The organism is Pseudogulbenkiania sp. AW2-16 (assembly GCF_056824575.1).
In genome coordinates this window covers 2,929,801-2,953,684 of the sequence record NZ_CP157668.1, presented here as the reverse complement: position 1 = coordinate 2,953,684, position 23,884 = coordinate 2,929,801, and the positions used below count along the sequence as shown (strand labels likewise).

At 64.0% G+C, this 23,884-nt stretch carries 20 protein-coding genes and 3 pseudogenes; 10 read left to right on the top strand and 13 right to left on the bottom strand.

The window, feature by feature from the left end:
- Nucleotides 1–28: 28 nt before the first annotated feature.
- The 5 genes and pseudogenes from ABKF58_RS14455 to ABKF58_RS14435 all read left to right on the top strand — a co-directional run bounded on the left by ABKF58_RS14455 (nucleotide 29) and on the right by ABKF58_RS14435 (nucleotide 5,235).
- Nucleotides 29–502, top strand: a complete 474-nt coding sequence (locus ABKF58_RS14455; RefSeq protein ID WP_482581477.1) for a hypothetical protein — start codon at nucleotides 29–31, stop codon at nucleotides 500–502.
- On the top strand, nucleotides 484–1,905 hold the full coding sequence (locus ABKF58_RS14450; RefSeq protein ID WP_482581475.1) for a lytic transglycosylase domain-containing protein: 1,422 nt from the start codon (nucleotides 484–486) through the stop codon (nucleotides 1,903–1,905). The genes ABKF58_RS14455 and ABKF58_RS14450 overlap by 19 nt, the downstream gene beginning before the upstream one ends.
- Before the next feature lie 42 nt (nucleotides 1,906–1,947).
- Entirely contained in the window at nucleotides 1,948–2,895 is a 948-nt protein-coding gene (locus tag ABKF58_RS14445; RefSeq protein WP_482581473.1) for a complex I NDUFA9 subunit family protein, read from the top strand.
- A 1-nt stretch (nucleotide 2,896) separates the two neighbouring features.
- Nucleotides 2,897–4,122, top strand: a pseudogene (locus ABKF58_RS14440) (multifunctional CCA addition/repair protein).
- Nucleotides 4,119–5,235 (top strand): annotated as a pseudogene (locus ABKF58_RS14435) (PrpF domain-containing protein). Before ABKF58_RS14440 ends, ABKF58_RS14435 begins: the two co-directional pseudogenes overlap by 4 nt.
- A gap of 68 nt (nucleotides 5,236–5,303) precedes the next feature.
- Here ABKF58_RS14435 and ABKF58_RS14430 read toward each other — a convergent pair.
- Nucleotides 5,304–6,281 carry an SGNH/GDSL hydrolase family protein gene (locus tag ABKF58_RS14430; RefSeq protein ID WP_482581472.1) on the bottom strand — a complete coding sequence of 326 codons (978 nt, stop codon included), beginning with the start codon at nucleotides 6,279–6,281 and terminating at the stop codon, nucleotides 5,304–5,306.
- A 389-nt stretch (nucleotides 6,282–6,670) separates the two neighbouring features.
- Between ABKF58_RS14430 and ftsH the strand changes: the two genes are divergently transcribed.
- Complete coding sequence (gene ftsH, locus ABKF58_RS14425; protein WP_482581471.1) at nucleotides 6,671–8,587, top strand: ATP-dependent zinc metalloprotease FtsH; 1,917 nt, start codon at nucleotides 6,671–6,673, stop codon at nucleotides 8,585–8,587.
- 45 nt (nucleotides 8,588–8,632) lie between these two features.
- On the opposite strand, the gene ABKF58_RS14420 is transcribed toward ftsH, so the two are convergent.
- The 7 genes from ABKF58_RS14420 to ABKF58_RS14390 all read right to left on the bottom strand — a co-directional run bounded on the left by ABKF58_RS14420 (nucleotide 8,633) and on the right by ABKF58_RS14390 (nucleotide 14,559).
- Nucleotides 8,633–9,427: a TrmH family RNA methyltransferase gene (locus tag ABKF58_RS14420; protein ID WP_482581469.1), complete on the bottom strand. Its 795-nt coding sequence runs from the start codon at nucleotides 9,425–9,427 to the stop codon at nucleotides 8,633–8,635.
- Between the two features lie 16 nt (nucleotides 9,428–9,443).
- Complete coding sequence (locus tag ABKF58_RS14415; RefSeq protein WP_482581467.1) at nucleotides 9,444–10,772, bottom strand: HDOD domain-containing protein; 1,329 nt, start codon at nucleotides 10,770–10,772, stop codon at nucleotides 9,444–9,446.
- Complete coding sequence (locus ABKF58_RS14410) at nucleotides 10,759–11,517, bottom strand: SAM-dependent methyltransferase (RefSeq protein WP_482581465.1); 759 nt, start codon at nucleotides 11,515–11,517, stop codon at nucleotides 10,759–10,761. The genes ABKF58_RS14415 and ABKF58_RS14410 overlap by 14 nt, the downstream gene beginning before the upstream one ends.
- Nucleotides 11,514–12,413 (bottom strand): flagellar motor protein MotB, encoded by a 900-nt coding sequence (motB, locus tag ABKF58_RS14405; RefSeq protein ID WP_482581463.1) that lies wholly within the window; start codon nucleotides 12,411–12,413, stop codon nucleotides 11,514–11,516. The genes ABKF58_RS14410 and motB overlap by 4 nt, the downstream gene beginning before the upstream one ends.
- 20 nt (nucleotides 12,414–12,433) lie before the next feature.
- Entirely contained in the window at nucleotides 12,434–13,294 is an 861-nt protein-coding gene (gene motA, locus ABKF58_RS14400) for a flagellar motor stator protein MotA (RefSeq protein ID WP_008952786.1), read from the bottom strand.
- Nucleotides 13,295–13,914: 620 nt separating this feature from the next.
- Nucleotides 13,915–14,178: a hypothetical protein gene (locus tag ABKF58_RS14395; RefSeq protein WP_482581461.1), complete on the bottom strand. Its 264-nt coding sequence runs from the start codon at nucleotides 14,176–14,178 to the stop codon at nucleotides 13,915–13,917.
- A 30-nt stretch (nucleotides 14,179–14,208) separates the two neighbouring features.
- Nucleotides 14,209–14,559, bottom strand: a complete 351-nt coding sequence (locus ABKF58_RS14390) for a hypothetical protein (RefSeq protein ID WP_482581459.1) — start codon at nucleotides 14,557–14,559, stop codon at nucleotides 14,209–14,211.
- Between the two features lie 78 nt (nucleotides 14,560–14,637).
- Here ABKF58_RS14390 and ABKF58_RS14385 point away from each other — a divergent pair.
- Nucleotides 14,638–14,946, top strand: a pseudogene (locus tag ABKF58_RS14385) (HDOD domain-containing protein); the annotation flags it as partial.
- A gap of 471 nt (nucleotides 14,947–15,417) precedes the next feature.
- On the opposite strand, the gene ABKF58_RS14380 reads toward ABKF58_RS14385, so the two are convergent.
- The 4 genes from ABKF58_RS14380 to ald all read right to left on the bottom strand — a co-directional run bounded on the left by ABKF58_RS14380 (nucleotide 15,418) and on the right by ald (nucleotide 20,181).
- The gene (locus tag ABKF58_RS14380; protein WP_482581458.1) at nucleotides 15,418–16,797 is read right to left on the bottom strand and encodes an aspartate aminotransferase family protein; all 1,380 of its coding nucleotides are present in this window, start codon (nucleotides 16,795–16,797) and stop codon (nucleotides 15,418–15,420) included.
- 81 nt (nucleotides 16,798–16,878) lie between these two features.
- Nucleotides 16,879–18,213 (bottom strand): glutamine synthetase family protein, encoded by a 1,335-nt coding sequence (locus tag ABKF58_RS14375; RefSeq protein WP_008952789.1) that lies wholly within the window; start codon nucleotides 18,211–18,213, stop codon nucleotides 16,879–16,881.
- Between the two features lie 69 nt (nucleotides 18,214–18,282).
- Complete coding sequence (locus ABKF58_RS14370; protein WP_014087390.1) at nucleotides 18,283–19,041, bottom strand: gamma-glutamyl-gamma-aminobutyrate hydrolase family protein; 759 nt, start codon at nucleotides 19,039–19,041, stop codon at nucleotides 18,283–18,285.
- Nucleotides 19,042–19,056: 15 nt separating this feature from the next.
- Nucleotides 19,057–20,181: an alanine dehydrogenase gene (gene ald / locus ABKF58_RS14365; protein WP_008952791.1), complete on the bottom strand. Its 1,125-nt coding sequence runs from the start codon at nucleotides 20,179–20,181 to the stop codon at nucleotides 19,057–19,059.
- 217 nt (nucleotides 20,182–20,398) lie between these two features.
- Here ald and ABKF58_RS14360 point away from each other — a divergent pair, with 217 nt between their 5' ends.
- Nucleotides 20,399–20,941 carry a cupin domain-containing protein gene (locus tag ABKF58_RS14360; RefSeq protein WP_014087391.1) on the top strand — a complete coding sequence of 181 codons (543 nt, stop codon included), beginning with the start codon at nucleotides 20,399–20,401 and terminating at the stop codon, nucleotides 20,939–20,941.
- Nucleotides 20,942–20,996: 55 nt separating this feature from the next.
- A complete protein-coding gene (locus tag ABKF58_RS14355; RefSeq protein WP_482581455.1) occupies nucleotides 20,997–22,487 on the top strand; it encodes an aldehyde dehydrogenase in 1,491 nt (496 codons plus the stop codon).
- 63 nt (nucleotides 22,488–22,550) lie between these two features.
- Here ABKF58_RS14355 and ABKF58_RS14350 read toward each other — a convergent pair whose 3' ends face one another.
- A complete protein-coding gene (locus ABKF58_RS14350; RefSeq protein WP_008952794.1) occupies nucleotides 22,551–23,036 on the bottom strand; it encodes a YajQ family cyclic di-GMP-binding protein in 486 nt (161 codons plus the stop codon).
- Between the two features lie 152 nt (nucleotides 23,037–23,188).
- On the opposite strand from ABKF58_RS14350, the gene ABKF58_RS14345 reads away from it, so the two are divergent.
- Complete coding sequence (locus tag ABKF58_RS14345) at nucleotides 23,189–23,830, top strand: LysE family translocator (protein ID WP_482581453.1); 642 nt, start codon at nucleotides 23,189–23,191, stop codon at nucleotides 23,828–23,830.
- Nucleotides 23,831–23,884: the final 54 nt, after the last annotated feature.

Sequence of the window (23,884 nt, the reverse complement as noted above, 5' to 3'; positions counted from 1 at the left end):
GACGCCGAAAATAATGGATAATTGACTGATGAAACGTTTGAACACTGTCCTGAGCGTGCTGGCCCTGAGCACGGCTCTGCCCGCCCTCGCCGCGGTCGAGAACGACCTGATCGCCGCCCGCGAAGCCTACCGCAGCAACAACGTGGCCGAACTGGCGCGCTACGCCAGCATCACCTCGAGCCACCCGCTGGCAAACTACCCGGCCTACTGGCTAGCCTGGAAAGCCCTGGAAAAGGACGACGACGCCCAAGTCATCACCTTTCTCAACAGCGTCAAGGAAGGCGTGATGCCGGAACGCATCCGCAACGAGTGGCTGAAACACCTGGGCAAGCGCGAAGAATGGGCACGCTTTGCCCAGGAATGGCAGAACCTGCCGCCGGAAGGCAGCGACGAAGAAACACGCTGCTATGCCAATTTGCTGAGACTGCGCCAAGGCAGCCGTGACATCGACTTTGCGGGCTTCCTGCAAGGGCGCGACACCCCTTGGGCTGTGAAACCCTGATCGAGACCGCCGCCGCCAAGGGCCTGCTCGGGCCCGACTGGGTATGGCGCCGCATCCGGCTGCAGCTTGCCGGCAACTACCTCTCCTCCGCCCGCAAGCTGGCCACCGCCACCGGGCTGACACTGGATGCCAGCACGCTGGCCCGGCCGGCCAGCGCCGACGCCTCGACCCCGGGCGGGCAGGAAATCCTGATCTACGACATCGTGCGCAACAAGGGCCGCGCCAACCTGGACGCCGCCGCCGACGCCCTGCGCGCCCTCGAACCGTCGCTGAGCCGGGAACGCGCCGGTTTCGCCTGGGGTCAGCTGGCGCTGCTGTCCGCCAAGCGCCAGCAGATGGCCCAGGCCCTGTCGTGGTTCGCCCAGGCCGATGCCACCCAGCTCACCGACGAGCAATGGGAATGGTGGGCCCGCTCCACGCTGCGTATTGCGCAATGGGGCGTGCTGGAGCAGGTCACCCGCTCCATGCCGGCCAATCTGGCCGCCAAACCGGTGTGGCAGTACTGGCGTGCCCGGGCGCTGCAGGCCCTAGGCCGCGGCAGCGAGGCCACGTCACTGCTGGTGCAAGCCAGCGATGGCCACCAATACTACGCCACGCTGGCGCGCGAGGAGCTCGGCACCTCGCTGAGTGCCTCTCCCTCGGCCAAACCGCCGAGCGAGGAGGATATCGGCACCCTCAACGCCCAGCCTGCGGTGCGCCGCGCCCTGGCGCTGTTCCATCTGGCCGAAGACTACCGCAAGCCGGAATTCCGCAACGACGCCCGAAACGAGTGGCGCTGGAGCATGCGCAACCTTCCCGACAGCCAGCTCCTGGCAGCGGCTGAACTGGCGCGTCGCCACAGCTTCTACGACATGGCGATCTACAGCGCCGAACGCACCCGCACCGAACACGACTTCTCGCTGCGCTACTTGACGCCGTATCGTGACATCACCCGCCGCTACGCCAAGCAACTGGACATCGACGAGGCCTGGGTATACGGGCTGATTCGCCAGGAAAGCCGTTTCGTCACCGTGGCCCGCTCCGGCGTCGGCGCCTCCGGCCTGATGCAGCTGATGCCCGCCACCGCCAAGTGGGTCGCGGGGAAAATGGGACTCAACGGCTTTGCCGTGGACGACATCGACACCAATATCCAGCTGGGCACCTGGTACCTGCGCTACGTGCTCAATTCACTGTCCAACAACGCCGTGATGGCCACCGCAGCCTATAATGCGGGCCCGGGCCGCGCGCGCAGCTGGCAGGACAGCAAGCCGCTGGAAGGCGCCATTTACGCCGAAACCATTCCCTTCGACGAAACCCGCGACTATGTTCAGAAGGTCATGGGCAACGCCGCGTATTATGCGAGTGGCTTCGAGCACACACCGCTCTCGCTGAAGAGCCGCCTGGGCACCATTCCGGCCCGCTGATCGGCCGGTCGTCGAACACGTCTTGCGGAGAGTAATCGAAGAATGAAATACCAACGGATCTGCGTTATCGGCGGCAGTGGCTTCATCGGTGGCTACCTGGGCGAAAGGTTGGCCGAAGCCGGGGTCGAGATCACCTTCGCCACCCGGAACTACGAACAGCACAAGGAAAAGCTGATCGTGCTGCCGAAAACCGAGCTGGTCGAAGCCAACGTGCACGACCAGGCCAGTCTCAACGCCCTGCTGCACGGCCACGACGCCGTCGTCAGCATGGTCGGCATCCTGCACGGCAGCCGCCAGGCGTTCGAACGCGCGCACGTTGCGCTCCCGGAAAAGATCATCCAGGCCTGCCGCTATAACGGTATCCGCCGCCTGATCCATATTAGCGCGCTCGGCGCCGACCCCAACGGCCCCAGCCACTACCAGCAGACCAAGGGCATTGCCGAACAACGCATCGAGGCCAGCGGGCTCGACTGGACCATCCTGCGCCCGTCGGTGGTGTTTGGCCGTGGCGACAGTTTCCTGACCTTGTTCGCCCACCTCGCCCGCACCCTGCCGCTACTGCCGCTGGCCGGTGCCGACACCCGCTTCCAGCCGGTGTGGGCCGACGACGTGGCGCGCGCCATGGTGGCGTGCCTGGCCAACGACGCCACCGTCCATCACAAAATCGAACTCGCCGGCACCAAGGTCTACGCCCTGCGCGAACTGGTGCGCTACGTCGCCGGCCTGAGCGGCCAACAGCCGCTCATCATCGGGCTACCGGCAGGGCTGGCCATGCTGCAGGCCGGACTGATGGAATTGCTGCCGGGACAACCGCTGATGAGCCGCGACAACGTACGCTCGCTCTCGGTCGACAACGTCGGCACCGGCCCCTTCCCGCGCGAGCTGCTCGGTTTCTCGCCCACGGCACTGGAAGCCATCGCGCCGCTCTACCTGGGCAAGGCCGAGCCGAACGAAGTGCGCTCGCACTTCCGCACCGAGGCTGGACGTTGACATGAAGATCTACCAAGTCGGCGGAGCGGTGCGTGACCGCCTGCTGGGACTGCCGGTGACCGACCACGACTGGGTCGTGGTCGGCGCCACCCCGCAAGACATGACCGCCCGTGGCTTCCGCCCGGTCGGCAAGGACTTCCCGGTGTTCCTGCACCCGGAAACGCACGAGGAATACGCACTGGCGCGCACCGAGCGCAAGGTCGGCCGCGGCTACCACGGTTTCACCTTCCACGCCGATCGCGATGTCACCCTGGAAGAAGACCTGGCCCGGCGCGACCTCACCATCAACGCCATGGCCAGCGACGAAACCGGGCAGATCATCGACCCCTACCACGGCCAGGACGACCTGAAAAACCGCATCTTGCGCCACGTCAGCCCGGCCTTCGCCGAAGACCCGGTGCGAGTACTGCGCCTGGCCCGCTTCGCCGCCCGCTTCGGCTTCTCCATCGCGCCGGAAACGCTGCAATTGATGCGCACCATGGTCGCCAACGGCGAGGTCGACGCCCTGGTCGCCGAGCGCGTCTGGCAGGAAATGGCGCGCGGGCTGATGGAAAACCAGCCTTCGCGCTTTTTCTGGTCCTACGCGAGTGCGGCGCACTGGCGCGCATCCTGCCCGAGGTGGACGCCCTGTTCGGCGTCCCGCAGCGTGCCGACTACCACCCGGAAATCGACACCGGCGACCACGTGATGCGCGTCATCGACTACGCCGCGGCCCAGCAACTGCCGCTGCCAGTGCGCTTTGCCGCGCTCACCCACGACCTGGGCAAGGCACTCACTCCGGCCGAGCTGCTGCCGCGCCACCTAGGCCACGAGGCACGCGGCGAAAAACCGCTGCTGGCACTGAGCGAACGCCTACGCGTGCCGGCCGACTGCCGTGACCTGGCCCGCATCACCTGTCTGCATCACACCAAGGTGCATGTGGCCGGCGACATGCGCCCGGACACCGTGCTGAAGATGTTCCGCGAGACCGATGCCCTGCGCCGGCCCGAACGTTTCCGTCTCATGCTCGACGCCTGCCTCGCCGACGCCCGTGGCCGTCTCGGTTTCGAACAGTGCGACTACCCGCAAGTCGACTGGCTGGCACGCATGCTGGACGCCGCGCTGGCGGTGGATGCCGGCGCCATCGCCCAGGGTTGCTCAGACAAACAACAAATTCCGCAAGCGGTCGATGCGGCTCGCAGCGCCGCCATCGCCGCCTGCAAACTGACCCTGGAACCCGCCGCATGACCACCCTGCATTCCATCAAGGCCACCCTGATGCGCGGCGGCACCAGCAAGGGCCTGTTTTTTCGCGCCGACAGCCTGCCCGCCGACACAGAAACGCGCGACCGGCTGTTGCTGCGCGCCCTCGGCAGCCCCGACCCGCACGGCCTGCAAATCGACGGCCTGGGTACCGGGATTTCCAGCACCAGCAAGATCGTCATCCTCTCCCCGTCGCAACGGCCCGACTGCGATGTCGATTACCTGTTCGGTCACGTGGCGATCGGCGAACCGCTGATCGACTGGTCCGGCAACTGCGGCAACCTGACGGCCGCGGTGCCGCTGTTTGCCGTGGCCTCCGGGCTGGTCGCCCCCGACAAGGACGGCCCTTTCACCGTGCATATCTGGCAGGCCAACATCGGGAAACGCATCCACGCCGAGATCGACATCGAGCGCGGTCAAGCGGTCTGGCATGGCGACTACCGCATCGACGGCGTCGCCTTTCCTGGCGCGCCGATCCGCCTGCATTTTCTCGACCCGGCGGGAGGCGGCGCGGGAACCCTGTTCCCCACGGGAAACCCCTGCGACACCCTTCATCTGCCGGACGGCACAACGCTTGCCGCCACACTGATCGATGCCGGCAACCCGACGGTTTTCGTACGTGCCGCCGATCTCGGCCTCTCGGGTTATGAGACCGCCGCCCACCTCGATGCCAAACTGCACCAGACCCTCGAATGGGGCCGTGCCGCCGGGGCGGTGGCGATGGGCTTGGCGCCGGACATCACCCGCGCCAGCCGCGAGCGCCCGGCCACCCCCAAAATCAGCTTTCTCAGTCCGGCACGCGCCACCGGCTACGATCTGAACGGCCGCATCCTGTCGATGGGGCGGCTGCATCACGCCTTCACCGGCACCGGCGCCATCGCCCTCGCCGCCGCCTGCGCCATCGACGGCACGTTGGCAAGCGAAATGGCCGGCGGCGTGATACGCGGGCGGGAACTGAACTTCTCCCACGCCAGCGGAGGACAGGCGCTGGAAGCCAGGGTCAGCCGGAACGGCGATGCACTGGCAGGTCGACGAAGTCGTGATGACACGCACCGCACGCCCGCTGATGAGCGGCGAGGTGTGGGTGCCGCTGGACTGACTCCAACCCGGCATCCCACCGTCCGCGCCGTAGCCCCATGCCGGACGATGGGGGCGCTCACCGCGCCGTCATTCGGATAGCGCCTGGGCGGCTTTTTGTGAAAAGATGGCGTGGACCGTCCTGGTGGGATGAATGCCGTCCCAGAACAGGTAGTCCCCCGGATTGCGGCAGGTAAACGGTGCCACATTGGGCGTGACACACGGCGTCGAAACGTCCCGCAGGCCAAACGTCGACGGGCTTTGCGTCATGTCATTCACCGTCTGGAACACGTTCAAGAGGACAAACTGGCTATCCGGATAGGCCGCCCGCAACCCGGTCAGCAGGTCGGCAAGCCCGATGTTGAAGTTGAGCGACAGCGAGCTGAGGGCCAGCTTGGCACCCGGAGACGCCTGGTCCAGACGTTGCACCGCGGGTGTCAGACCGAGATCCGGCACATTGGCGACCAGATACTTACGGGCGCCTTTGGCATGCAGCAGCGCGATGGTGTCCTGAATCGCTGTCAATGCGGCGGAAATCACCCCGCCGCCGTCACCCCCCATGGCCAGCGCGACAAAGGCATCGCGCACGTCGTTGGAGCCCGCCTCCACGACGTACAATCCGCCCGCAGGCGCGGTACCACCGAAATCCGTCAGAAAACGGCTGACCTGCGCGGACAGGCTCAGCTCTCCGGCGTTGCGCGCCCGTGCGCCGCCGACCGCGTAGTTGCTCGCATGGTCGTTCGAGGCCCGAAAGGCGGGACGGGTGTTGGCGGCAAGCGCGTGAGACTCGGCGAACTGTTCGATCCAGGTCGCGCCGTCGCTAAAGTGGTGTCCCCCTCGGGCGTAGGGTGCCGAGGGAATGAGAAAAGGGTCCGAGGGATCCAGCTTGTTATACGGCGGGGTGTTTTCCTGACCCGTCAGGGCGAACACATTGCCCGGGTCCGACAGGCTGGTGCCGAATACCACGATCCGATCGAACGTCACCTGCGCTGCCACCCATCCCGGCGCCAGCAGAAGCAACACCAGCCACCCGACAACCCGCCATTTCCCTGCGAATTCCTTCTTCATTCTCTTCGCTCCCGATGCGATACGTCGAAACGGGCACCCCCATCTCCTCCGCTGGCCCCATCCTGTGGTGGGGTTGATCACGGAAAACAGGGTGGCACCCTGGCCCACCTCATCATTATTGGCACAGCATCCGAAGCTCACCACCAGGAAGATGCGCGCCACCCTGCCAAAGGCAGGCACTTCCTGCACCACGCGCTCACCCGGCGTTTGCGCAAGGTGTCGACCGGGCCGGGCACCCATTGCATTCGGCCGCCATCTCCGGCATCGTCTGGAGCGGTACGGGTCGGCTCAAGAAATGACGGGCCTGCACCCATTTTCCGGGATGAAGGCCTCGCCGATGAGCCAGAATGAGAATGAACAGGGACGTGCCCAAGGCTTAAGGTGAAGGCATGGAGCAGAAACAGCAATTTTCCGTCTGGTATTTCATCATCGCATTTTGGGTGCTGCTGCTGGTCCAGAACTTCTTTCTCCAGGAGCGCGTAACCACCCTGTCCTATAGCGAATTCAAGACGCTGCTGACGGCAGGCAAGGTGAAAGACCTCACCGTCAACGAGCAAGCCATCTCCGGCACCTTGGCCAGCAACGGTCTGGAAGGACTGGTCGCCAAGGAAACCGTCGACAAGATCAAGCAACTCGGCACTGGCGACCAGCCCTTTACCACCTTGCGCGTGAGCGACCCGACGCTGGTGCAGGAGCTCGAGAAAGCCAAAGTCCGCTTCACCGGGCAGGCCGACAACAAGTGGCTCGCGTCCATCCTGTCCTGGGTATTGCCGGCGCTGATCTTTGTGTCGATCTGGCTGTTTGCCATGAAGCGCATGGGAGGTACCGGCGGCCTCATGGCGGTTGGCAAAAGCAAGGCCAAGGTCTACATGGCGAGGGAAACCGGCGTCACCTTCGACGATGTGGCAGGTATCGACGAGGCGAAGGACGAACTCATGCAGGTGGTGGAATTCCTCAAGGCACCAGAGCGCTACCGCAGGCTGGGCGGAAAGATACCTAAAGGAGTATTGATAGTCGGGGCGCCGGGCACGGGCAAAACGCTGCTGGCCAAAGCGGTTGCCGGCGAAGCCGGTGTTCCGTTCTTCTCCATCAGCGGATCCGAGTTCGTGGAGATGTTCGTCGGCGTCGGCGCCGCCAGAGTGCGCGACCTGTTCGAGCAAGCCGAGGAAAAGGCGCCCTGCATCATTTTTATCGACGAACTTGACGCGCTAGGTAAAGCACGGGGGATCAGTGGCATCAGCGGCAACGACGAGCGGGAGCAGACGCTCAATCAGCTGTTGGTGCAAATGGACGGCTTCGACACCAACAAGGGCGTCATCATCCTGGCGGCCACCAACCGGCCGGAAATTCTCGATCCGGCACTGCTGCGCCCCGGGCGCTTCGATCGCCACGTGGCGATCGACCGTCCCGACTTGACGGGCCGCGAAAAAATCCTCCAGGTCCATTGCAAAGAAGTCAGGCTTGCCCCGGACGTCGAACTCGCCACCATCGCCGCCCGCACCCCCGGCTTCGCCGGCGCCGACCTGGCGAACCTGGTGAATGAAGCGGCATTGCACGCGGCCCGCGAGGAAAAGGACGCCGTCGACATGGCCGACTTCGACAAGGCGATCGACCGGATAGTGGGAGGACTGGAGAAGAAGAACCGGATCATGAACCCCAAGGAGAAAGAGACCGTGGCCTACCACGAAGCCGGGCATGCACTGGTGGCGGAAATGCGACCGAATGCCGACAGAGTCGGCAAGATTTCCATCATTCCGCGCGGCATCGCCGCCTTGGGCTACACCCAGCAGATTCCAACGGAAGACCGGTATCTGCTCAAAAAGAGCGAACTGCTGGATCGCATCGACGTGCTGCTGGGAGGGCGAGTGGCGGAGGAGCTCGTCTTCGGTGACGTCTCCACCGGAGCACAGAATGACTTGCAGCGCGCGACCGACATGGCCCGGCACATGATCACGCAGTACGGCATGAGTGAGTCGCTCGGCCTCGCCACCTTCGATGAATCCCACCCCGGTGCCTATCTCGACCTACCTACGTCACAGCCTCATCTGCCCTATAGCGAACGTACCGCCCAGGCGATCGACGACGAAATGAGAAAGCTGCTGGCAGAGGCCCATGCGCGTGTCGAGCGCACGCTACACACCAACCGCGCCAGCCTGGAAGCCTTGGCAACGCTGCTGTTGGAAAAGGAAGTGGTGGACCGTGCCACCCTGAGCGACCTGCTGTCGTCCCAGGGTGTGCCGAGCAGGAACGGAAGCGCAGAAGCCAATCCCCCGGAGGAAGGGCAAGGCCAAAAAGATTTGAAATAACAGGTCGAGGCGCCCTTTCGGTCGCCGACGAACCACCCCGGCCACTCAGGCAGCGCTGACGTCGAGTTGCCGCACCCGTTCGAACAGACAGATGGTGGCCGCCATCGCCACATTCAGTGACTCGGCATGGCCCGGCATCGGAATCCGTACACGACAGTCTGCCAGTTGCAGCAGCCCCGCAGACACGCCCGCGCCCTCGTTGCCGAACACGAACGCCACGTCGCCGCGCAGATCCTGCGCATACAACGACTGGCTGCCTTCCAGATGAGTGACCAGCTTGCGCCCGGCAAACCCGCCCAGCACCTCCGCCAGGTCCGCCGCCTCGTGCAGATTGAGCACGAAATGCGCCCCCATGCCGGCGCGAAGCACCTTGGGAGAAAACACGTCGGCACAGCCTTTGGAGAGGAACACCTCCATCACCCCGGAGGCCGCCGCCGAACGCAGAATCGTCCCCATATTGCCCGGGTCCTGAATGTCTTCCAGCAACAGGCAGCTGCCGCTACGGCGTGGCGGGTGCGGCCGCGGGCAGACGGCGATCAGCTCGGGAGCACTCGACAGCGAGGTCAGTTTGCCCAGCAAGGCCTCCGGCACCACCAGCGGCGACAGCGTCTGCGGCAGGCGGGCGAGCAGCGCCGAGACCTCGGCACGCCCCAGCGCGGCCTCGTTGATGAAGCACTGTGCCGGGACAATGCCCTGCTCCAGCGCTGCCTCGAGCAGATGGATGCCCTCGAGCACGATCACGTCGTCCTTGCGCCGGTCGCGGGCAAACTGGACCAGTCGTGCCAGGTGTTTGAGGGTGTCGTTGTGAGGCGAAGTGAGGGTACGGTATGGGTGCGGCATGGAAAATGGAAAATGGTCAGAGGTGATGCGTGAAGCGGGTCACCAGATCCTTGAAACGAAGATAAGTATCGGGGTCGATGGTTCGCCCGCTGTTGCCGTTGTCGACGTAAAACACGCCGCTCAGGGTGTGGCCGGCATAGAGCGTCATCACGGCGAATTCGCCGTCGCCGATATGCTCGAAGAACGGGTCCTGATATTTCGCCCCTAACTGGGCGCTCACGTGCGCCGGCGCATGGAAGCTTTGCGGCTTGCTGGTGAGCAAGGCGAAGAAGGAGCCCGGCTCCAGGCCCACCGCCAGTTGCCGCAGTGGTGACGTCTCTGCCAGTCCCACCTGGTAACGCAGCCGCAGAGCATGCTCGGACGGCTCGTAGCGCAGGAACAGGATGCGTTCGAAGCGCAGGTCGTTGGCCAGATGGCGGATCGATTCGCGCATCAGTTGCTCGAGCTGCGCGGCATCGCTCAACACGGTAGTGGCGGTCAGATGCGCCCGTGGCGGGTAGTCGCCCGGCAGCATCAGCAGCTCGCGCATCGGGTAGGTATAGGCCGGTGCCCGCGGCTTTCTCGCCACGTTCGCGGCGGCGCTGAGCACGCAGCGATAGGCATCGTCATAGCTGACCCGCATCTGCCGGGCCGCCACTTCGATCCCGGTCGTCCACGGCGAGCGCCACCAGCCCGATTCGATCGCGTTGGCGGTCGCCACGGCCAGCTTCAGCAGTTGTTTGCGCGGCGAGGGCGCACTGCCGCTGCCCAACAGCGTCACCAGTCCCGGCGGCAGGCCGGTAGCCTCGACGAAACGTTCCAGCAACTTGGGATAGTCCATCCCGAAGTACCCCGACACCGCCTGCAACAGCGGCTGGTCAGGGAGCTGATTGCGATAGAGCAGAAAGAAACAGGCCGGCAGGTTGTACAGCAAGGCGGCGACAAAGCAATCCTCGACCTTGTGCTCCCCGCTCAGCGACAACCAGTCCTTGATCAGGTAGGCCGCCACCCGGCTGCGCCCCAGCCAGTCGGCCACGACCTCGATCACCTCGTCGTCGAGCTTGCCTTCCTGCGCTCGCAGCGCCGTCGCCTGGGACAAGCGGCGCGTTACACGCTCCAGCCCCATCAGCATCATCGCCTGCTCCACGGTCGGGGCGGCTTCGTTTTCACGTAGCACCGAAGCGGATCCGACCGCGCGTAGCACGTCGAACAACAGCAAGGGGTCGGAGAGGCAAATATTGGACAGGTCTGAAAGATTGATCAGCTCGGCGTGGCGGGCGCAGGCCAGCTGCACTTCGTCCAGCGTACCGGGCAGGATGGGCCAGCGCCGGTCGGCGATAGACTGTAGCCAGTTAGCGAGTTCCATGTGGGTGGCGCCAGATCAAGAGTTGTTTTTGCAACGGGCCGCCCAAGGCGAGGGAGCGTTCTGGCTCCACGCCGGGCACGGTAAAGGTATTGCTCAGCAGCAGGGAGCCCGGCTGTCCTTCCGTCACGAATTTACGCCACAGCCTGGGCATCGGTTGCGGCGAGAGAAAGGCATAGACGGCATCGTATTCGGACAGGGGCTCGAGCCAGAGGCTGCGACAGGCAATACGCACATTAGCAGGACGCCCCGCCAGACACCAGCGCAGCCACGCCAGTGCCCAGGCCGCCCAGGCGGTTTCCAGCGCCGCGATCTGTAGATCGGGACGACGCGCCGCCAGCCGCAAGGCCAGCCCGGCGTCGCCGCAGCCGGCTTCGAGCAAACGGGCCTGCTCCGGCAAGGCTTCGGCCAACCTCTCCACCACCCGCGGCGAGGAGCGGTAGAACGGTACACGCTCCAGCCAGGCATTTCGCCCGATGGCGAAGGTCAACAGCAAGGCCAGCAGATAGGCCCACGCCGGCAGCGCCAGCTGGTAACAGTACACGACGGCGGGGGCAAACAGGCCATGTGCCAGCCAACTGCCACGACGCAAGCGCAGCAAGGCCGCCAGTGCCGCCGCCAGGAGCCCTTGCAACACCGACCAGGCCAGCGGCTGCAGTGCCGGAGCGATCAGGAACCAAGCGCCGAGCGCGGCGGCCAGTTGCAGCAAGCCATGCCGCAACAAAGCGACGAATACGGCTCGACTCAATGGCCTGCCCCAGCCGCGGCGGGCTGTGCCGGCGGAGCCGCGGGTGTCGGAGCTGCTTCGGCGTCCGGCTTCAAGCCGTCGCCAAGGATCGAGGCTTCCGCTTCCTTGTTGAGCACCACGATGGCGATGCGGCGGTTCTCAGGGCTGAACACGTTGCTGCGGATGAGCGGGTTGGCCGCGGCAAGGCCAACCACGCGCAGGATTTTGTCCTGCATCAGGCCGCCGGCCAGCAGTTCACGGCGCGCGGCATTGGCGCGGTCGGCCGACAGCTCCCAGTTGCTGTAACCGTGCTGGGCACCGCCAAACGGCTTGGCGTCGGTATGGCCGGAAATGCTGAGCCGGTTGGCGACGCCGTTGAGTTCCTTGCCCAGTTCCTGCAGGATGGTTCGGGTATGCGGTAGCAGGTTGGCGCTGCCGGAGTCGAACATCGGACGGTTCTGCTCGTCGACGATCTGAATGCGCAGCCCTTCCGGCGTCATTTCCAGCTGCAGCTGATTCTTGTAAGCCTTGAGCACCGCGCTCTGCTCGATGTTGCTCTCGATCTTCTTCTGCAGTTTCGCCAGCCGGGTCTTTTCCTGCTGGGTTTCTTCCTCTTTCGCCCGCTTGACCTGCCCAGCCTGACGCGTGAGGTCGGTACCGCCGCCCTTGATCATCGAGGTGGCGTCGCCTGAGCCCTGCCCTCCTGCCAGCGCCACCTTGAGCGGGGTGCGGAAGTATTCGGCGATGCCCTGCAGCGTGCCCTGCGACACCGAGCCCAACAGCCACATCAACAGGAAGAACGCCATCATGGCGGTCACGAAGTCGGCGTAGGCGATCTTCCATGCCCCCCCGTGGTGGCCATGGCCACCCTTCTTGATGCGTTTGACGATGATGGGGCGTTGCGATTCGTCAGCCATGCGTGGTCACTCCAGGTGGCTTACTTGTTCTTGGCTTGCTTGACGTGGTCTTCGAGTTCCTTGAACGACGGACGGTCGTGCGAGGCCAGGACCTTGCGGCCGAATTCCACCGACACCTGCGGCGCGTAGCCGTTGAGGCTGGCGAGCAGGGTCACCTTGATGGTCTGGAAGACGCGGGTGCCGTCGGCCAGCTTGTGCTCCAGGATGGTGGCCAGCGGGCCGACGAAGCCATAGGCCAGCAGGATACCGAGGAAGGTACCGACCAGAGCGTGGGCGATCAGCATGCCCAGCTCGGAGGGCGGGATGCCGACCGATTCCATGGTGTGCACCACCCCCATCACCGCGGCCACAATACCGAATGCCGGCATGCCGTCAGCCAGACCTTTCATGGCATTGACCGGAACTTCCCCCTCGTGGTGGTGGGTTTCGATTTCTACGTCCATCAGGTTTTCGATTTCGAAGGCGTTGAGGTTGCCGCCCACCATCAATCGCAGGTAGTCGCAGATGAATTCGACCACATGGTGGTCGTGCAGAACAGCCGGGTACTTGGAAAACACCGGGCTGGATTCCGGATTGTCGACATCGGCTTCGACCGACATCAGCCCTTCCTTGCGTACCTTGGCGAGGATTTCAAAGAGCAGCGCGAACAGCTCCATGTAGAAGGCCTTGGTGTACGAGGACCCCTTGAACAGGGTCGGCAAGGCAGCCAGCGTAGCCTTGAGCGGGGTGCCGCCGTTGGCCACCACGAAGGCGCCGATGGCCGCGCCACCAATCATCAGGACTTCCAGCGGCTGCAGCAAGGCGGCCAGATGCCCCCCGGCCATGACAAAGCCCCCGAGCACCGAGAGAAGGATAACGACATACCCGATTCCGACAAACATGCGTCACGTCCTGTGATGATGAAGATGAAACCCGGCTTTCTTGGGCACGGCTTTGCTTCATTGTTTACGTCTGGCGGGTGTCGTATCAGCACCCATGATAAGAAACTGGACACCCTTCCGGTCGGCAATTATCCGGGCATTGGACTCGCCGAGGCAAGACAAAGGCGTGAAGAAATTCGGGCAGATATCGCCAACGGGAATACTGCGCAGCGCGCACCCCGGCGCCGCGACGCACGACCTTACCGGGCGGTCGCCCCGCGGTGGCGTGCCAGATCGCGCACCGGGGTTGCGCCGTCCGCACGGGGCAGGCATCACGCCAACGGGAGTGCCATTCCCCGCCCTCGTTGCATGCAAAGGCGACGAGGCGCGGCCCGCATTCGACACGGCCACCGCCACCCGAAACGGGTTCGTCAGCCCCACCCGCCTAAAGCCCCGATCAGAAAAGTTGACGATTGTTTCGTATTTTCAACCGAAATACTTGATACAGCGATGACATTATTGTAAAAGTCGGTAATAAATGACGCATTGGAGAATGCCAAATGCTGAAGCAACTGTTTGGCGGCCTGCTTGGCAAGGATAAGCAATCAGCCCCTGGCATCGAACCAGGGCCGGCAAGCACATCACCCACTGCGCCTCCCGCCCGTATTCTGGATGGGGCCCACGCCCCGGCCCCGCTCCATCACGTGCAAACGCTGGGTTTCGTCTCGCACCATCCGGTGCAGGACAAGGACCAGCGCGTTGTCGCCTATGAATTCATCGTCAAGGGCAGCCAGGACAGCACCAAAACCGCGGCTCACAAGCGCGCCTTCGACCGGCTGCTGCTCACCACCCTCCGCAACATGAACGTGTTCCGGCTGCTGGCCTACCGGCGCGCGTTCATTCATTTGTCGCTGGCCTCGCTGGACGACCTGCCGTCACCGGACCTGCCCGCAGACAGCTGCATTTTCATTCTGGGCATGCAGCAAGGCGATGCCCTGGACGAGGCGCTGATGTCCAGACTGGACGCCCTGCGCCAGGCCGGCCTGCGTTTTGCCGTGGAACCGGCCGGTGTCGGCAGCCAGCCCGCGGCCTTGGCCCTTTACCAGCGCATGGACTACCTGGTGCTGGACTTTGCCGCGCCCAACGCGCGCATGCTTTTCCCCCTGCTGGAAAAGTTGCCGCAGCGGTTTCCTCACGTTCGATGGCTGGGGCGCAACATCAACTCTGCCGAAGAGCTGGACCTTTGCCTCCATTCTCCCGGCAGCCAGCACTTCGTGCTTTTCCATGGTTCCTACTTGAACGTGGCCCAGCCCAGAAACACCAGCAAAAACGAAGGCGCCAACCAAGGGCGCGTGCTGGAAGTCATGCGTTTGCTGCGCGCCAACGCGCCGATCGAGGAGATCGAAGCACAGTTCAAGCTGGATTCGTTGTTGCTGTTCAAATTGATGCGCTACATCAATTCCCCGGTAAACGGCCTGAACCGCAAGGTGCAGACCATCGAGGAAGGCATCATGCTGCTGGGCCGGGGCAACTTGTTCAAGTGGCTGTCACTGATGCTGTTCACGGCGGAAAGCGACAGCGGCGCGGCACTGACGCTGATGGAAAAGTCGCTGATCCGCGCCCGCTTCATGGAAGAGCTGGGGTTGGCACACGGCAACAAGCTGGAGGCCGAGCACTTGTTCCTGACGGGCATGTTCTCGCTGCTCGGCACCTTGTTGAACACCACGCTGGCCGAGGCGCTGGCGCCGCTCGATCTGCCGATGATGATTGCGGATGCCCTGCTGAGAGGGAAAGGCCTGTTTGCCGAGCCCTTGCAGCTGGTGCTGGCCTGCGAACAGGATGACAACGAGGCCATCGCCCGCCTCGGCGAATCGCAGCGCGTCAGCCTGGAGCAAGTCACCGGCATCTACCTGGATGCCGTGGTCTGGGCGCAGGAGGTGCTCAAGGAAAGCGACGCACAGAACAACGTGGAGGGGTTTAGCCCGACGGCAGCTCCTCCGATGTGTCAGTCAAAAAAGGGAAAGCACCGATGTGCTTTCCCTTTTTTCGTAGCCGCCTCACCTTCCCTGCCGGAGACGCTGCACTCCCCCTTCATGCGCGGCAATATCCCGTGGCGGCATGCCCTCCTCATCCCAACACCTTGGTCAGACCAGCCCGCGCTGGCGCAGCACCGCCTCGCACTCGGTAACACACTGCACCGCCGTGTCGATCAGCTGATCGATCTCGGTCTTGCTGATCACCAGCGGCGGTGCCGCCACCATGTGGTCGCCGCAGGCGCGCATGATCAGGTTGTGGCGGAAGAAGATGTCGCGGCAGATCGTGCCCACCTCGCCCCAGTTGGGAAACAGCTCGTGGGTGGCCTTGTCCTTCACCAGCGTGAAGGCCTGGATCAGGCCGACGCCACGCACGTCGTCGACGTGGGCGAAGCCGCCGAACGCCTCGCGCCAGCGCTGCTGCATATAGGGACCGGTGTCGTGTTTGACGCGGTCGATGATGCCCTCGTCGCGCAACGCCTTGACGTTGGCGTGCGCCACCGCCGCCGCGACCGGATGACCCGAATAGGTGAAACCATGGTTGAAATCGCCGCCTTCGGCCAACCCTTGCGCCACCTTGTCGCCGACGAATACCGCGCCGATCGGCAGGTAGCCGGACGACAAGCCCTTGGCGGCGGTGAACAGGTCCGGCTTAAAGCCAAACAACTGGTGGCCGAACCACTCCCCGGTGCGGCCGAAACCGCAGATCACCTCGTCGGCCACCAGCAGCACGTCGTACCGGCGGCAAATGCGCTCGACTTCCGGCCAATAAGTCGACGGCGGAATGATCACCCCGCCGGCCCCCTGGATCGGTTCGCCGACGAAGGCCGCCACCTTGTCCGGCCCAAGCTCGAGAATTTTTTCTTCCACCCAGCGCGCCGCCACCACGCCGAACGCCTCCGGCGTCATGCCCTGGCCGTACCGGTACCACCACGGCTGCTCCACGTGCTCGATACCGGGAATCGGCAGATCGCCCTGTTGGTGCATGTAACTCATGCCCCCCAGGCTGGCACCGCCAATGGTGGAGCCGTGGTAGCCGTTCCAGCGCCCGATCAGCGTCTTCTTCCCGGGCTTGCCCTTGACGTCCCAGTAGCGGCGCACCATGCGGATCATGGTGTCGACCGACTCGGAGCCGGAGTTGGTGTAGAAGATGCGGCTGAATCCTTCAGGCGCGACCTGTGACAGCAAGTGCGACAGCTCCACCACGGCCGGGTGAGTGGTCTTGAAGAAGGTGTTGTAGTAGGCCAGCTCGTCCATCTGGCGCACGGCCACCTCGGACAAATCCTTGCGCCCGTAGCCGATGTTGACGCACCACAGGCCGGCCATGCCGTCGAGGATCTTGTTGCCGTCCGAATCCCACAGGAACACGCCGTCGGCTTTGGTGATCACGCGCGCGCCCTGCTGGTTCAGCGACTCGGTGTCGGTGAACGGGTGCAGGTGATGCGCGGCATCCAGCGCACGCCATTGTTCGGTGGTACGTTCGCTCTGCATAGGATTCCTCCCAATGCGGTGGGGCCGGCCGTTCACGCCGGCCCAACGTTGGCCGAAGACTTGGCCAACCCGTTGTGCTCGCTACACGTGCAGCAGCAGGAACTTGCGCTCCCAAGGGCTGATCACGCGGAAGTACTCGGCATACTCCTTCTCCTTCATCGCCAGGTACATCTTGACGAAGCGATGCCCCAGCACCTCGGCGATTTCGTGACAGTTGCGCAACGCCACCAGCGACTCCTCCGAAGAATGCGGGAACTGGTACGGCAGCTCGTAAGCGTCGGTCTGGCGCGGCTCCATTGGCTGGATCTTGTTGACAATGCCGAGGTAGCCGCAGGCCAATGTGGCCGCCATGGCGATGTAGGGGTTGGCATCGACGCCGGGCACGCGGTTTTCCACGCGGCGCGCCTTGGGCGAGGAATGCGGCACGCGCAGGCCAACGGTACGGTTGTCGTAGCCCCACTCGACGTTGGTCGGTGCCGCGGTGTAGCGCGACAGGCGGCGGAACGAGTTCACGTAGGGCGCGAACAGCGGCATCACCTGTGGCACGTACTTCTGCAGCCCGCCGATGAAGTGGAAGAATAGCTCCGACGGCGTACCGTCCTCGTTAGAAAACACGTTCTGCCCGGTCTTCTTGTCCTTCAGGCTCTGATGGATGTGCATGGCGCTGCCCGGCTCGTTCTCCATCGGTTTGGCCATGAAGGTGGCGTACATATTGTGACGGAACGCCGCCTCGCGCACGGTGCGCTTGAACAGGAACACCTGATCGGCCAGCTCCAGCGGGTTGCCATGCAGGAAGTTGATTTCCATCTGCGCCGTGCCAACCTCGTGGATCAGCGTGTCCACCTCGAGTTCCTGCGCATGACAGTAGTCGTAGATATCCTCGAACAGCGGATCGAACTCGTTGACCGCGTCGATGGCGTATGAGCGGCGGCCGAACTCGGCACGGCCGGTGCGGCCGATGGGCGGAGCCAGCGGGATGTCAGGGTCAGGGTTGGGCGACAGCAGGTAGAACTCCATCTCCGGCGCCACCACCGGCTCCAGTCCCAGTTCGTCGAACAGATCGAGAACGTGCTTCAGGACGTTGCGCGGCGCCACGTCCACCGGCGTGCCGTCGGAACGGTAGGCGTCGTAGATCAGCTGCGCGGTCGGATCGACCGCCCACGGCACGTGGCGCAGGGTATTCTCATCGGGCCTCAGCACCATGTCCGGGTCGGTCAGGTCCATCATGCTGTCGTCCGGGTAATCACCGGTGACAGTCTGGATCAGCACCGCCTCCGGCAGACGCATTTCCGGCTCCACGGCGAACTTGTCTTTCGGCACGATCTTGCCGCGTGCGACCCCGGTAAAGTCGGGGACAATGCATTCCATCTCGGTGATGCGATGCTCGCGCAACCACTCAAAAATCTGGTTTTCCATTTTACTACCCCTACCTCTATAGATCCTTGGCCATCGATGGCTCTGTCTCACAACGGGTCCGAAGCCCGTTCACGCCTTGGCGCGTGCAGCTACCCGCTCCCGGCAAGCGGCGCCGAAAGCGTTGAAAATCGCGATCGAAATCGCATTGTCATGATATTTCCATTCGGGATGCCATTGCACGGCGTAAGAGAAAGTGCGCGCGTCACGCACGCGGTAGGCCTCGATCAGACCGTCGTCGGCCACCGCCTCGGCCTCGAGCCGCTGGGCCAAACGCTTGATGCCCTGCTGGTGCAGCGAGTTCACTTCAATAGAATCGCAACCCAGCCACTGCCGCAATAGGCTACCTTCGGTGAAGTGCACGACATGGGCTGGCACGTACATCTCGTCCAGATCGTCGGTCTCGGGCTCACGATGATCGGCGAAGCCCGGCTCCTCCTGCACGTGCTGGAACAGTTCGCCGCCCAAAGCCACGTTGATTTCCTGGAAGCCGCGGCAGATGCCCAGGAGTGGAATCCCCTCCTGTAGCAGCAAGTCGATCAGCGGCAGCGTGGTGGCATCGCGCTGCGGATCGTGCGGCGACCCAGGCCGGCTCGGCGCCCCTCCATAATGATGGGGCTCGATATTGGACAGCGAGCCCGTCAGCAGAATGCCATCGAACGTGTCCAGGATTTCTCGAACGTGGCTGCGGCTACCCAGTGCCGGAATCAGCAGCGGCACGCCACCGGCGCCACCAGAGACTGCCTCGGCATATTTCTCAGCCACAGCATGGAACGGTAACAAGCCGATCCGTTTGACATCGCAAGGGATGCCGATGATCGGTCGCCGCATGACTCACCTCATCTTTCAGGACGCCGCCTTGATCGCCTCGAACGGGTCCACGTATTCATACCCCAGCCCGGCCGCCACGGCGCGGTGCGTCACCTTGCCGCGGCACACGTTGAGGCCGTTGCGCAGATGCGGATTGTCCAGCAGCGCCTGCACCCAGCCCTTGTTGGCCAGCTCCAGCATGAACGGCAGCGTGGCATTGGTCAGCGCCTGGGTGGACGTCCGCGCCACCCCGCCCGGCATGTTCGCCACGCAGTAATGCACAATGCCGTCCACTTCGTAAGTCGGGCTCTGATGCGTGGTGGGGCGGCTGGTTTCGAAACAGCCCCCTTGGTCGATGGCCACATCCACCAGCACCGCGCCCGCCTTCATGATCTTCAACATGCGCCGCGTCACCAGTTTGGGCGCCGCGGCGCCCGGAACCAACACCGCCCCCACCACCAGATCGGCTTCCTTGATCATCTCTTCGATGGTGGCGGTATCGGACATCAAGGTCTTGATCTTGCCACCAAACACCATGTCGATCTCTTTCAGGCGGTTGAGCGACTTGTCGAGCAGCGTGACATCGGCCCCCAGTCCCATCGCCATGCGGGCAGCGTTGAGCCCCACCACCCCGCCCCCCAACACCACCACCTTGGCCGGCGCCACCCCGGGCACGCCACCCAGCAACATGCCGCGCCCGCCCTGCGCCTTCTCCAGCGCGTGAGCTCCAGCCTGGATCGCCATGCGGCCGGCCACTTCCGACATCGGCGCCAGCAGAGGCAGCCCGCCGCGCTCGTCGGTGACCGTCTCGTAGGCGATGGCCACCACGTCTGACTCCAGCAGCAACTTGGTTTGCTCCGGGTCCGGCGCTAGGTGCAGGTAGGTGAACAGCACCTGGCCGGAGCGCAGCAGTCGGCATTCGACCGGTTGCGGTTCCTTGACCTTGACGATCATGTCGGCGGTTTCGAACACGCCCTCGGCGTTCGACGCGATCGAGGCGCCGGATTGGATGTACTGCTCGTCGGTGTAGCCCACCCCCAGACCGGCGCGGGACTGCACCAGCACCTTGTGCCCGTGCGCCACCAACTCGCGCACCCCGGAGGGTGTCAGACCAACACGGTACTCATGATTTTTGATCTCTTTCGGAACGCCGATTAACATATCAACCTCCATAGTGCCCGGGTGTGGCTTTCAGGCGTCAAAAGCGTTTAAGAAAATCCACATTCGACTTGCTATATATATTTGATTCTGACTATAAACTCTCATTCCCGCAAAGAAAACCGGTTTTGCGGCGCAGCAGGCGCCGCGTGTGCGGTCAAAATTCTTATCACGAATCGTCTAAAATTATTAACGTATTTATTGGGATGCGACAGGAACGATGGACATAGGCGCCCGCCTGAGAATGGTACGAGCCCGCTTCGGACTCTCACAACGTGAGCTGGCCAAGCGCGCCGGCGTAACCAACGGAACGATTTCCCTCATCGAACAGAACCGTGTCAGCCCTTCCGTCAGCTCGCTGAAAAAGGTACTGGAAGGTTTGCCGATGACGTTGTCGGACTTCTTCACCTTCGACGCCGAGCCCGAGTACAAGGTGTTCTACAACGCCGACGAATTGCCCAACCTCGGCAACGAAAAGGTGCAGCTGTTCCTGGTCGGCGCCTCGCACGAGCGCCGCGACCTGCAAATTCTGCGCGAATTCTACGAGCCGGGCGCCGATACCGGCCCGGACATGCTGATCCACGAAGGCCAGGAAGGCGGCGTCATCATCAGCGGCTCGATCGAATTGACGGTGAACGGCGTCAGTCGCATCCTCAACCCCGGCGACGCCTATTACTTCGATAGCCAGCAACCCCACCGATTCCGCAATGTCGCCGCCGAGCCGTGCGAGATCGTCAGCGCGAGTTCGCCGTCCACCTTCTGAGCGCGCGGCCCGCCCGAGCGCGACGGCGACGCCATCCCTCACCACGGAGAAGCCCATGTCTCGCACCCACGCCGAATGGCAGCAGCTGGCCGCGACGCTCGCCATCGAAGGCCGGCTCTTCATCGATGGCGAGTACGCCCACGCCCACGACAGCCGCACCTTTGATTGCGTCAACCCGGCCACCGGCGACAAGCTCGCCGAGGTGGCGTGGTCTGCCGCCGCCGATGTCGACACCGCCGTCGCGGCGGCCCGCCGGGCCTTCGAATCCGGTGCCTGGTCTGGGTTGCCGCCGCGGAAGCGCGGCAAGATACTCAAGCGTTTCGCCGCCCTGATCCGCCAGCACCGCGACGAGCTGGCGCTGCTGGAAACCCTCGACATGGGCAAGCCGATCGGCGATTCCACCACCGTGGATGTGCCGGGTGCGGCGTATTGCGTGGAGTGGTTTGCCGAAGCCATCGACAAGGTGGGCGGCGAAGTGGCGCCGGTCGACCCCAAGTTGGTCGGCCTGGTCACGCGCGAACCGGTCGGCGTGGTGGCCGCGGTGGTGCCGTGGAATTTCCCGATCCTGATGGCGAGCTGGAAGTTCGCCCCGGCGCTGGCCGCCGGCAACGCGGTGATCGTCAAACCGTCCGAGAAATCGCCATTAACGGCAATCCGGCTGGCCGGACTGGCCAAGCAGGCGGGCATTCCCGACGGCATCTTCCAGGTCCTGCCGGGCCCCGGCGACGTGGGCAAGCTGTTGGCGCTGCACATGGGGGTGGACTGCATCGCCTTCACCGGCTCGACCGCCGTCGGCAAGCTGATCGCCGGCTACGCCGCGCAGTCCAACCTCAAGCGCGTCTGGCTGGAGCTGGGCGGCAAGTCGCCCAACATCATCCTGGAAGACTGCCCCGACCTCGCCCGCGCCGCGCGCACCGCCGCCGGCGCCATCTACTACAACATGGGCGAGATGTGCACCGCCGGCTCGCGCGTGCTGGTCCAGCGCAGCATCAAGGAGCGCTTTCTGGAAGAGTTCAGGAAGGCGGCCCAGGGCTACTATCCGACAGACCCGCTCGATCCGGCCGCCGGCATGGGGGCGATCGTCGACCGGACCCAGTTCGACAAGGTGCTGTCCTACATCGATCAGGGTCAGGGCGAAGGCGCCACCCTGATCTGCGGCGGCCAGGCGACACAGGTAGCGGGCAAGGGCTATTTCATCGAGCCGACCGCGTTCGACTGCCCGCGCCCCGACCTGGCCATCTGCCGCGAGGAAATTTTCGGGCCGGTGCTGTCGGTGATCACCTTCGACTCGATCGACGAGGCGGTGCGCATCGCCAACGATACCGAATACGGCCTAGCGGCCGCGGTGTGGACCGCCAACGTCAGTACGGCGCACCAGGTATCGCGCCGGCTGCGTGCCGGTACGGTGTGGGTCAACTGCTATGACGAGGGAGGCGACATGAACCTGCCGTTCGGCGGCTTCAAACAGTCCGGCAACGGCCGCGACAAGAGCCTGCACGCGCTGGAGAAGTACACCGAACTCAAGAGCACGCTGATCAAACTGTAAAGGTTGGCCGAAGACGCAAAAAAGGCACCTCGCGGTGCCTTTTTCGTTGCGGTTCGTTCTGGCTCAGTCGCGGAAGTTGTTGAACTGCAGCGGGAAATCGGTGACCTCCTTGCGCATCAACGCGATCACTTCCTGCAGAATATCCCGCTTGGCGCCGCTGACGCGCACCGCGTCGCCCTGGATGCTGGCCTGCACCTTGAGCTTGGAGTCCTTGATCAGCCTGACGATCTTCTTCGCCAAGTCACCCTCGATACCTTCCTTGACGGTGATCGCCTGCTTGATCTTGTTGCCGCTGACCTTCTCGATCTTGCCGTGATCGAGACAGCGCACATCCACCCCGCGCTTGGCCAGCTTGCCCAGCAGGATGTCCTTGACCTGGTCCAGCTGGAATTCGGCGTCGGCGAACAGGGTCAGCACCTTGTCGGCGGATTCGATGCGGGCGTCGCTGCCCTTGAAGTCGTAACGGGTGGAGACCTCCTTGTTGGACTGATCCACGGCGTTGCGCACTTCCACCACATTCACTTCGGAGACGATATCAAAAGACGGCATAGACGGTTTTACCTCGTACATTCGAGGCCAAAATTCTAGTGCCTGCGCCACGAAAAGTCACCCTTGTGACCGGGCGGTCGCCTCCGCTTGCCAGCTTCCGGCTGGCAACCGATGATGGTAACGGTTCATCGCTCCGATCAAAGGACTCCGACATGCTGCTCACGCCCGAACAACTGGCCGGCTTCACCATGGCCGCGATTCTCATCACGCTTTCCCCCGGCCCGGACAATCTGATGGTGCTGAGCCTCGGCATTGCACGTGGCAAGAAACAGGGCATTGCCTTCGGCCTGGGCTGCGCGCTGGGCTGCATCAGCCACACCCTGCTCGCCGCCGTGGGTATCAGTGCGCTGATCGCCGCCTCGCCGCTCGCCTTCACCGCCCTCAAGGTCGGCGGCGGAGCGTATCTGGTCTACCTCGGCGTGCAGGCGCTGCGCAGCCCCGGCGCCAGTTTCCGACCCGGCGCGCCGGGCCAAGGCTCGGCCAACCCGGCGCGCACGATGTTTGCCAAGGGTCTGCTGGCCAACGCCATCAACCCCAAGGTGGTGCTGTTCTTCCTCGCCTTCCTGCCTCAGTTCGTCGATACCGGCCGCGGCATGGCGGGTTGGCAGACGCTGGTGCTGGGGCTGATCTTCACGCTGCAGGCGGCGGTCTTGTTCGGGCTGCTGGGTTATTTTTCCGGCCACGTCGGCCAGTGGCTGCAGCGCAAGCCCAGCATGAGCAAGTGGCTCGACCGGCTGGCCGGCAGTATCTTCGTCGCCCTCGGCCTGCGCCTGATCCTGGCACGCAGCCACTGAGTCGCACCCGCCGGGGAGGCTCAGGCCGACCCAGTCCGCTCCGACCGCCCTCCT

What these genes read in the sequence shown, in the direction of transcription:
- ABKF58_RS14455 (WP_482581477.1), top strand. Translation starts at nt 29, where the DNA reads ATGAAACGTTTGAACACTGTCCTGAGCGTGCTGGCCCTGAGCACGGCT.
- ABKF58_RS14445 (WP_482581473.1), top strand. Translation starts at nt 1,948, where the DNA reads ATGAAATACCAACGGATCTGCGTTATCGGCGGCAGTGGCTTCATCGGT.
- ABKF58_RS14430 (WP_482581472.1), bottom strand. Translation starts at nt 6,281, where the DNA reads ATGAAGAAGGAATTCGCAGGGAAATGGCGGGTTGTCGGGTGGCTGGTG.
- ftsH (WP_482581471.1), top strand. Translation starts at nt 6,671, where the DNA reads ATGGAGCAGAAACAGCAATTTTCCGTCTGGTATTTCATCATCGCATTT.
- ABKF58_RS14420 (WP_482581469.1), bottom strand. Translation starts at nt 9,427, where the DNA reads ATGCCGCACCCATACCGTACCCTCACTTCGCCTCACAACGACACCCTC.
- ABKF58_RS14415 (WP_482581467.1), bottom strand. Translation starts at nt 10,772, where the DNA reads ATGGAACTCGCTAACTGGCTACAGTCTATCGCCGACCGGCGCTGGCCC.
- motB (WP_482581463.1), bottom strand. Translation starts at nt 12,413, where the DNA reads ATGGCTGACGAATCGCAACGCCCCATCATCGTCAAACGCATCAAGAAG.
- motA (WP_008952786.1), bottom strand. Translation starts at nt 13,294, where the DNA reads ATGTTTGTCGGAATCGGGTATGTCGTTATCCTTCTCTCGGTGCTCGGG.
- ABKF58_RS14395 (WP_482581461.1), bottom strand. Translation starts at nt 14,178, where the DNA reads ATGAATGAACGCGCGCCGGTAGGCCAGCAGCCGGAACACGTTCATGTT.
- ABKF58_RS14390 (WP_482581459.1), bottom strand. Translation starts at nt 14,559, where the DNA reads ATGGAAAAGCACGAAGTGCTGGCTGCCGGGAGAATGGAGGCAAAGGTC.
- ABKF58_RS14380 (WP_482581458.1), bottom strand. Translation starts at nt 16,797, where the DNA reads ATGCAGAGCGAACGTACCACCGAACAATGGCGTGCGCTGGATGCCGCG.
- ABKF58_RS14375 (WP_008952789.1), bottom strand. Translation starts at nt 18,213, where the DNA reads ATGGAAAACCAGATTTTTGAGTGGTTGCGCGAGCATCGCATCACCGAG.
- ABKF58_RS14370 (WP_014087390.1), bottom strand. Translation starts at nt 19,041, where the DNA reads ATGCGGCGACCGATCATCGGCATCCCTTGCGATGTCAAACGGATCGGC.
- ald (WP_008952791.1), bottom strand. Translation starts at nt 20,181, where the DNA reads ATGTTAATCGGCGTTCCGAAAGAGATCAAAAATCATGAGTACCGTGTT.
- ABKF58_RS14360 (WP_014087391.1), top strand. Translation starts at nt 20,399, where the DNA reads ATGGACATAGGCGCCCGCCTGAGAATGGTACGAGCCCGCTTCGGACTC.
- ABKF58_RS14355 (WP_482581455.1), top strand. Translation starts at nt 20,997, where the DNA reads ATGTCTCGCACCCACGCCGAATGGCAGCAGCTGGCCGCGACGCTCGCC.
- ABKF58_RS14350 (WP_008952794.1), bottom strand. Translation starts at nt 23,036, where the DNA reads ATGCCGTCTTTTGATATCGTCTCCGAAGTGAATGTGGTGGAAGTGCGC.
- ABKF58_RS14345 (WP_482581453.1), top strand. Translation starts at nt 23,189, where the DNA reads ATGCTGCTCACGCCCGAACAACTGGCCGGCTTCACCATGGCCGCGATT.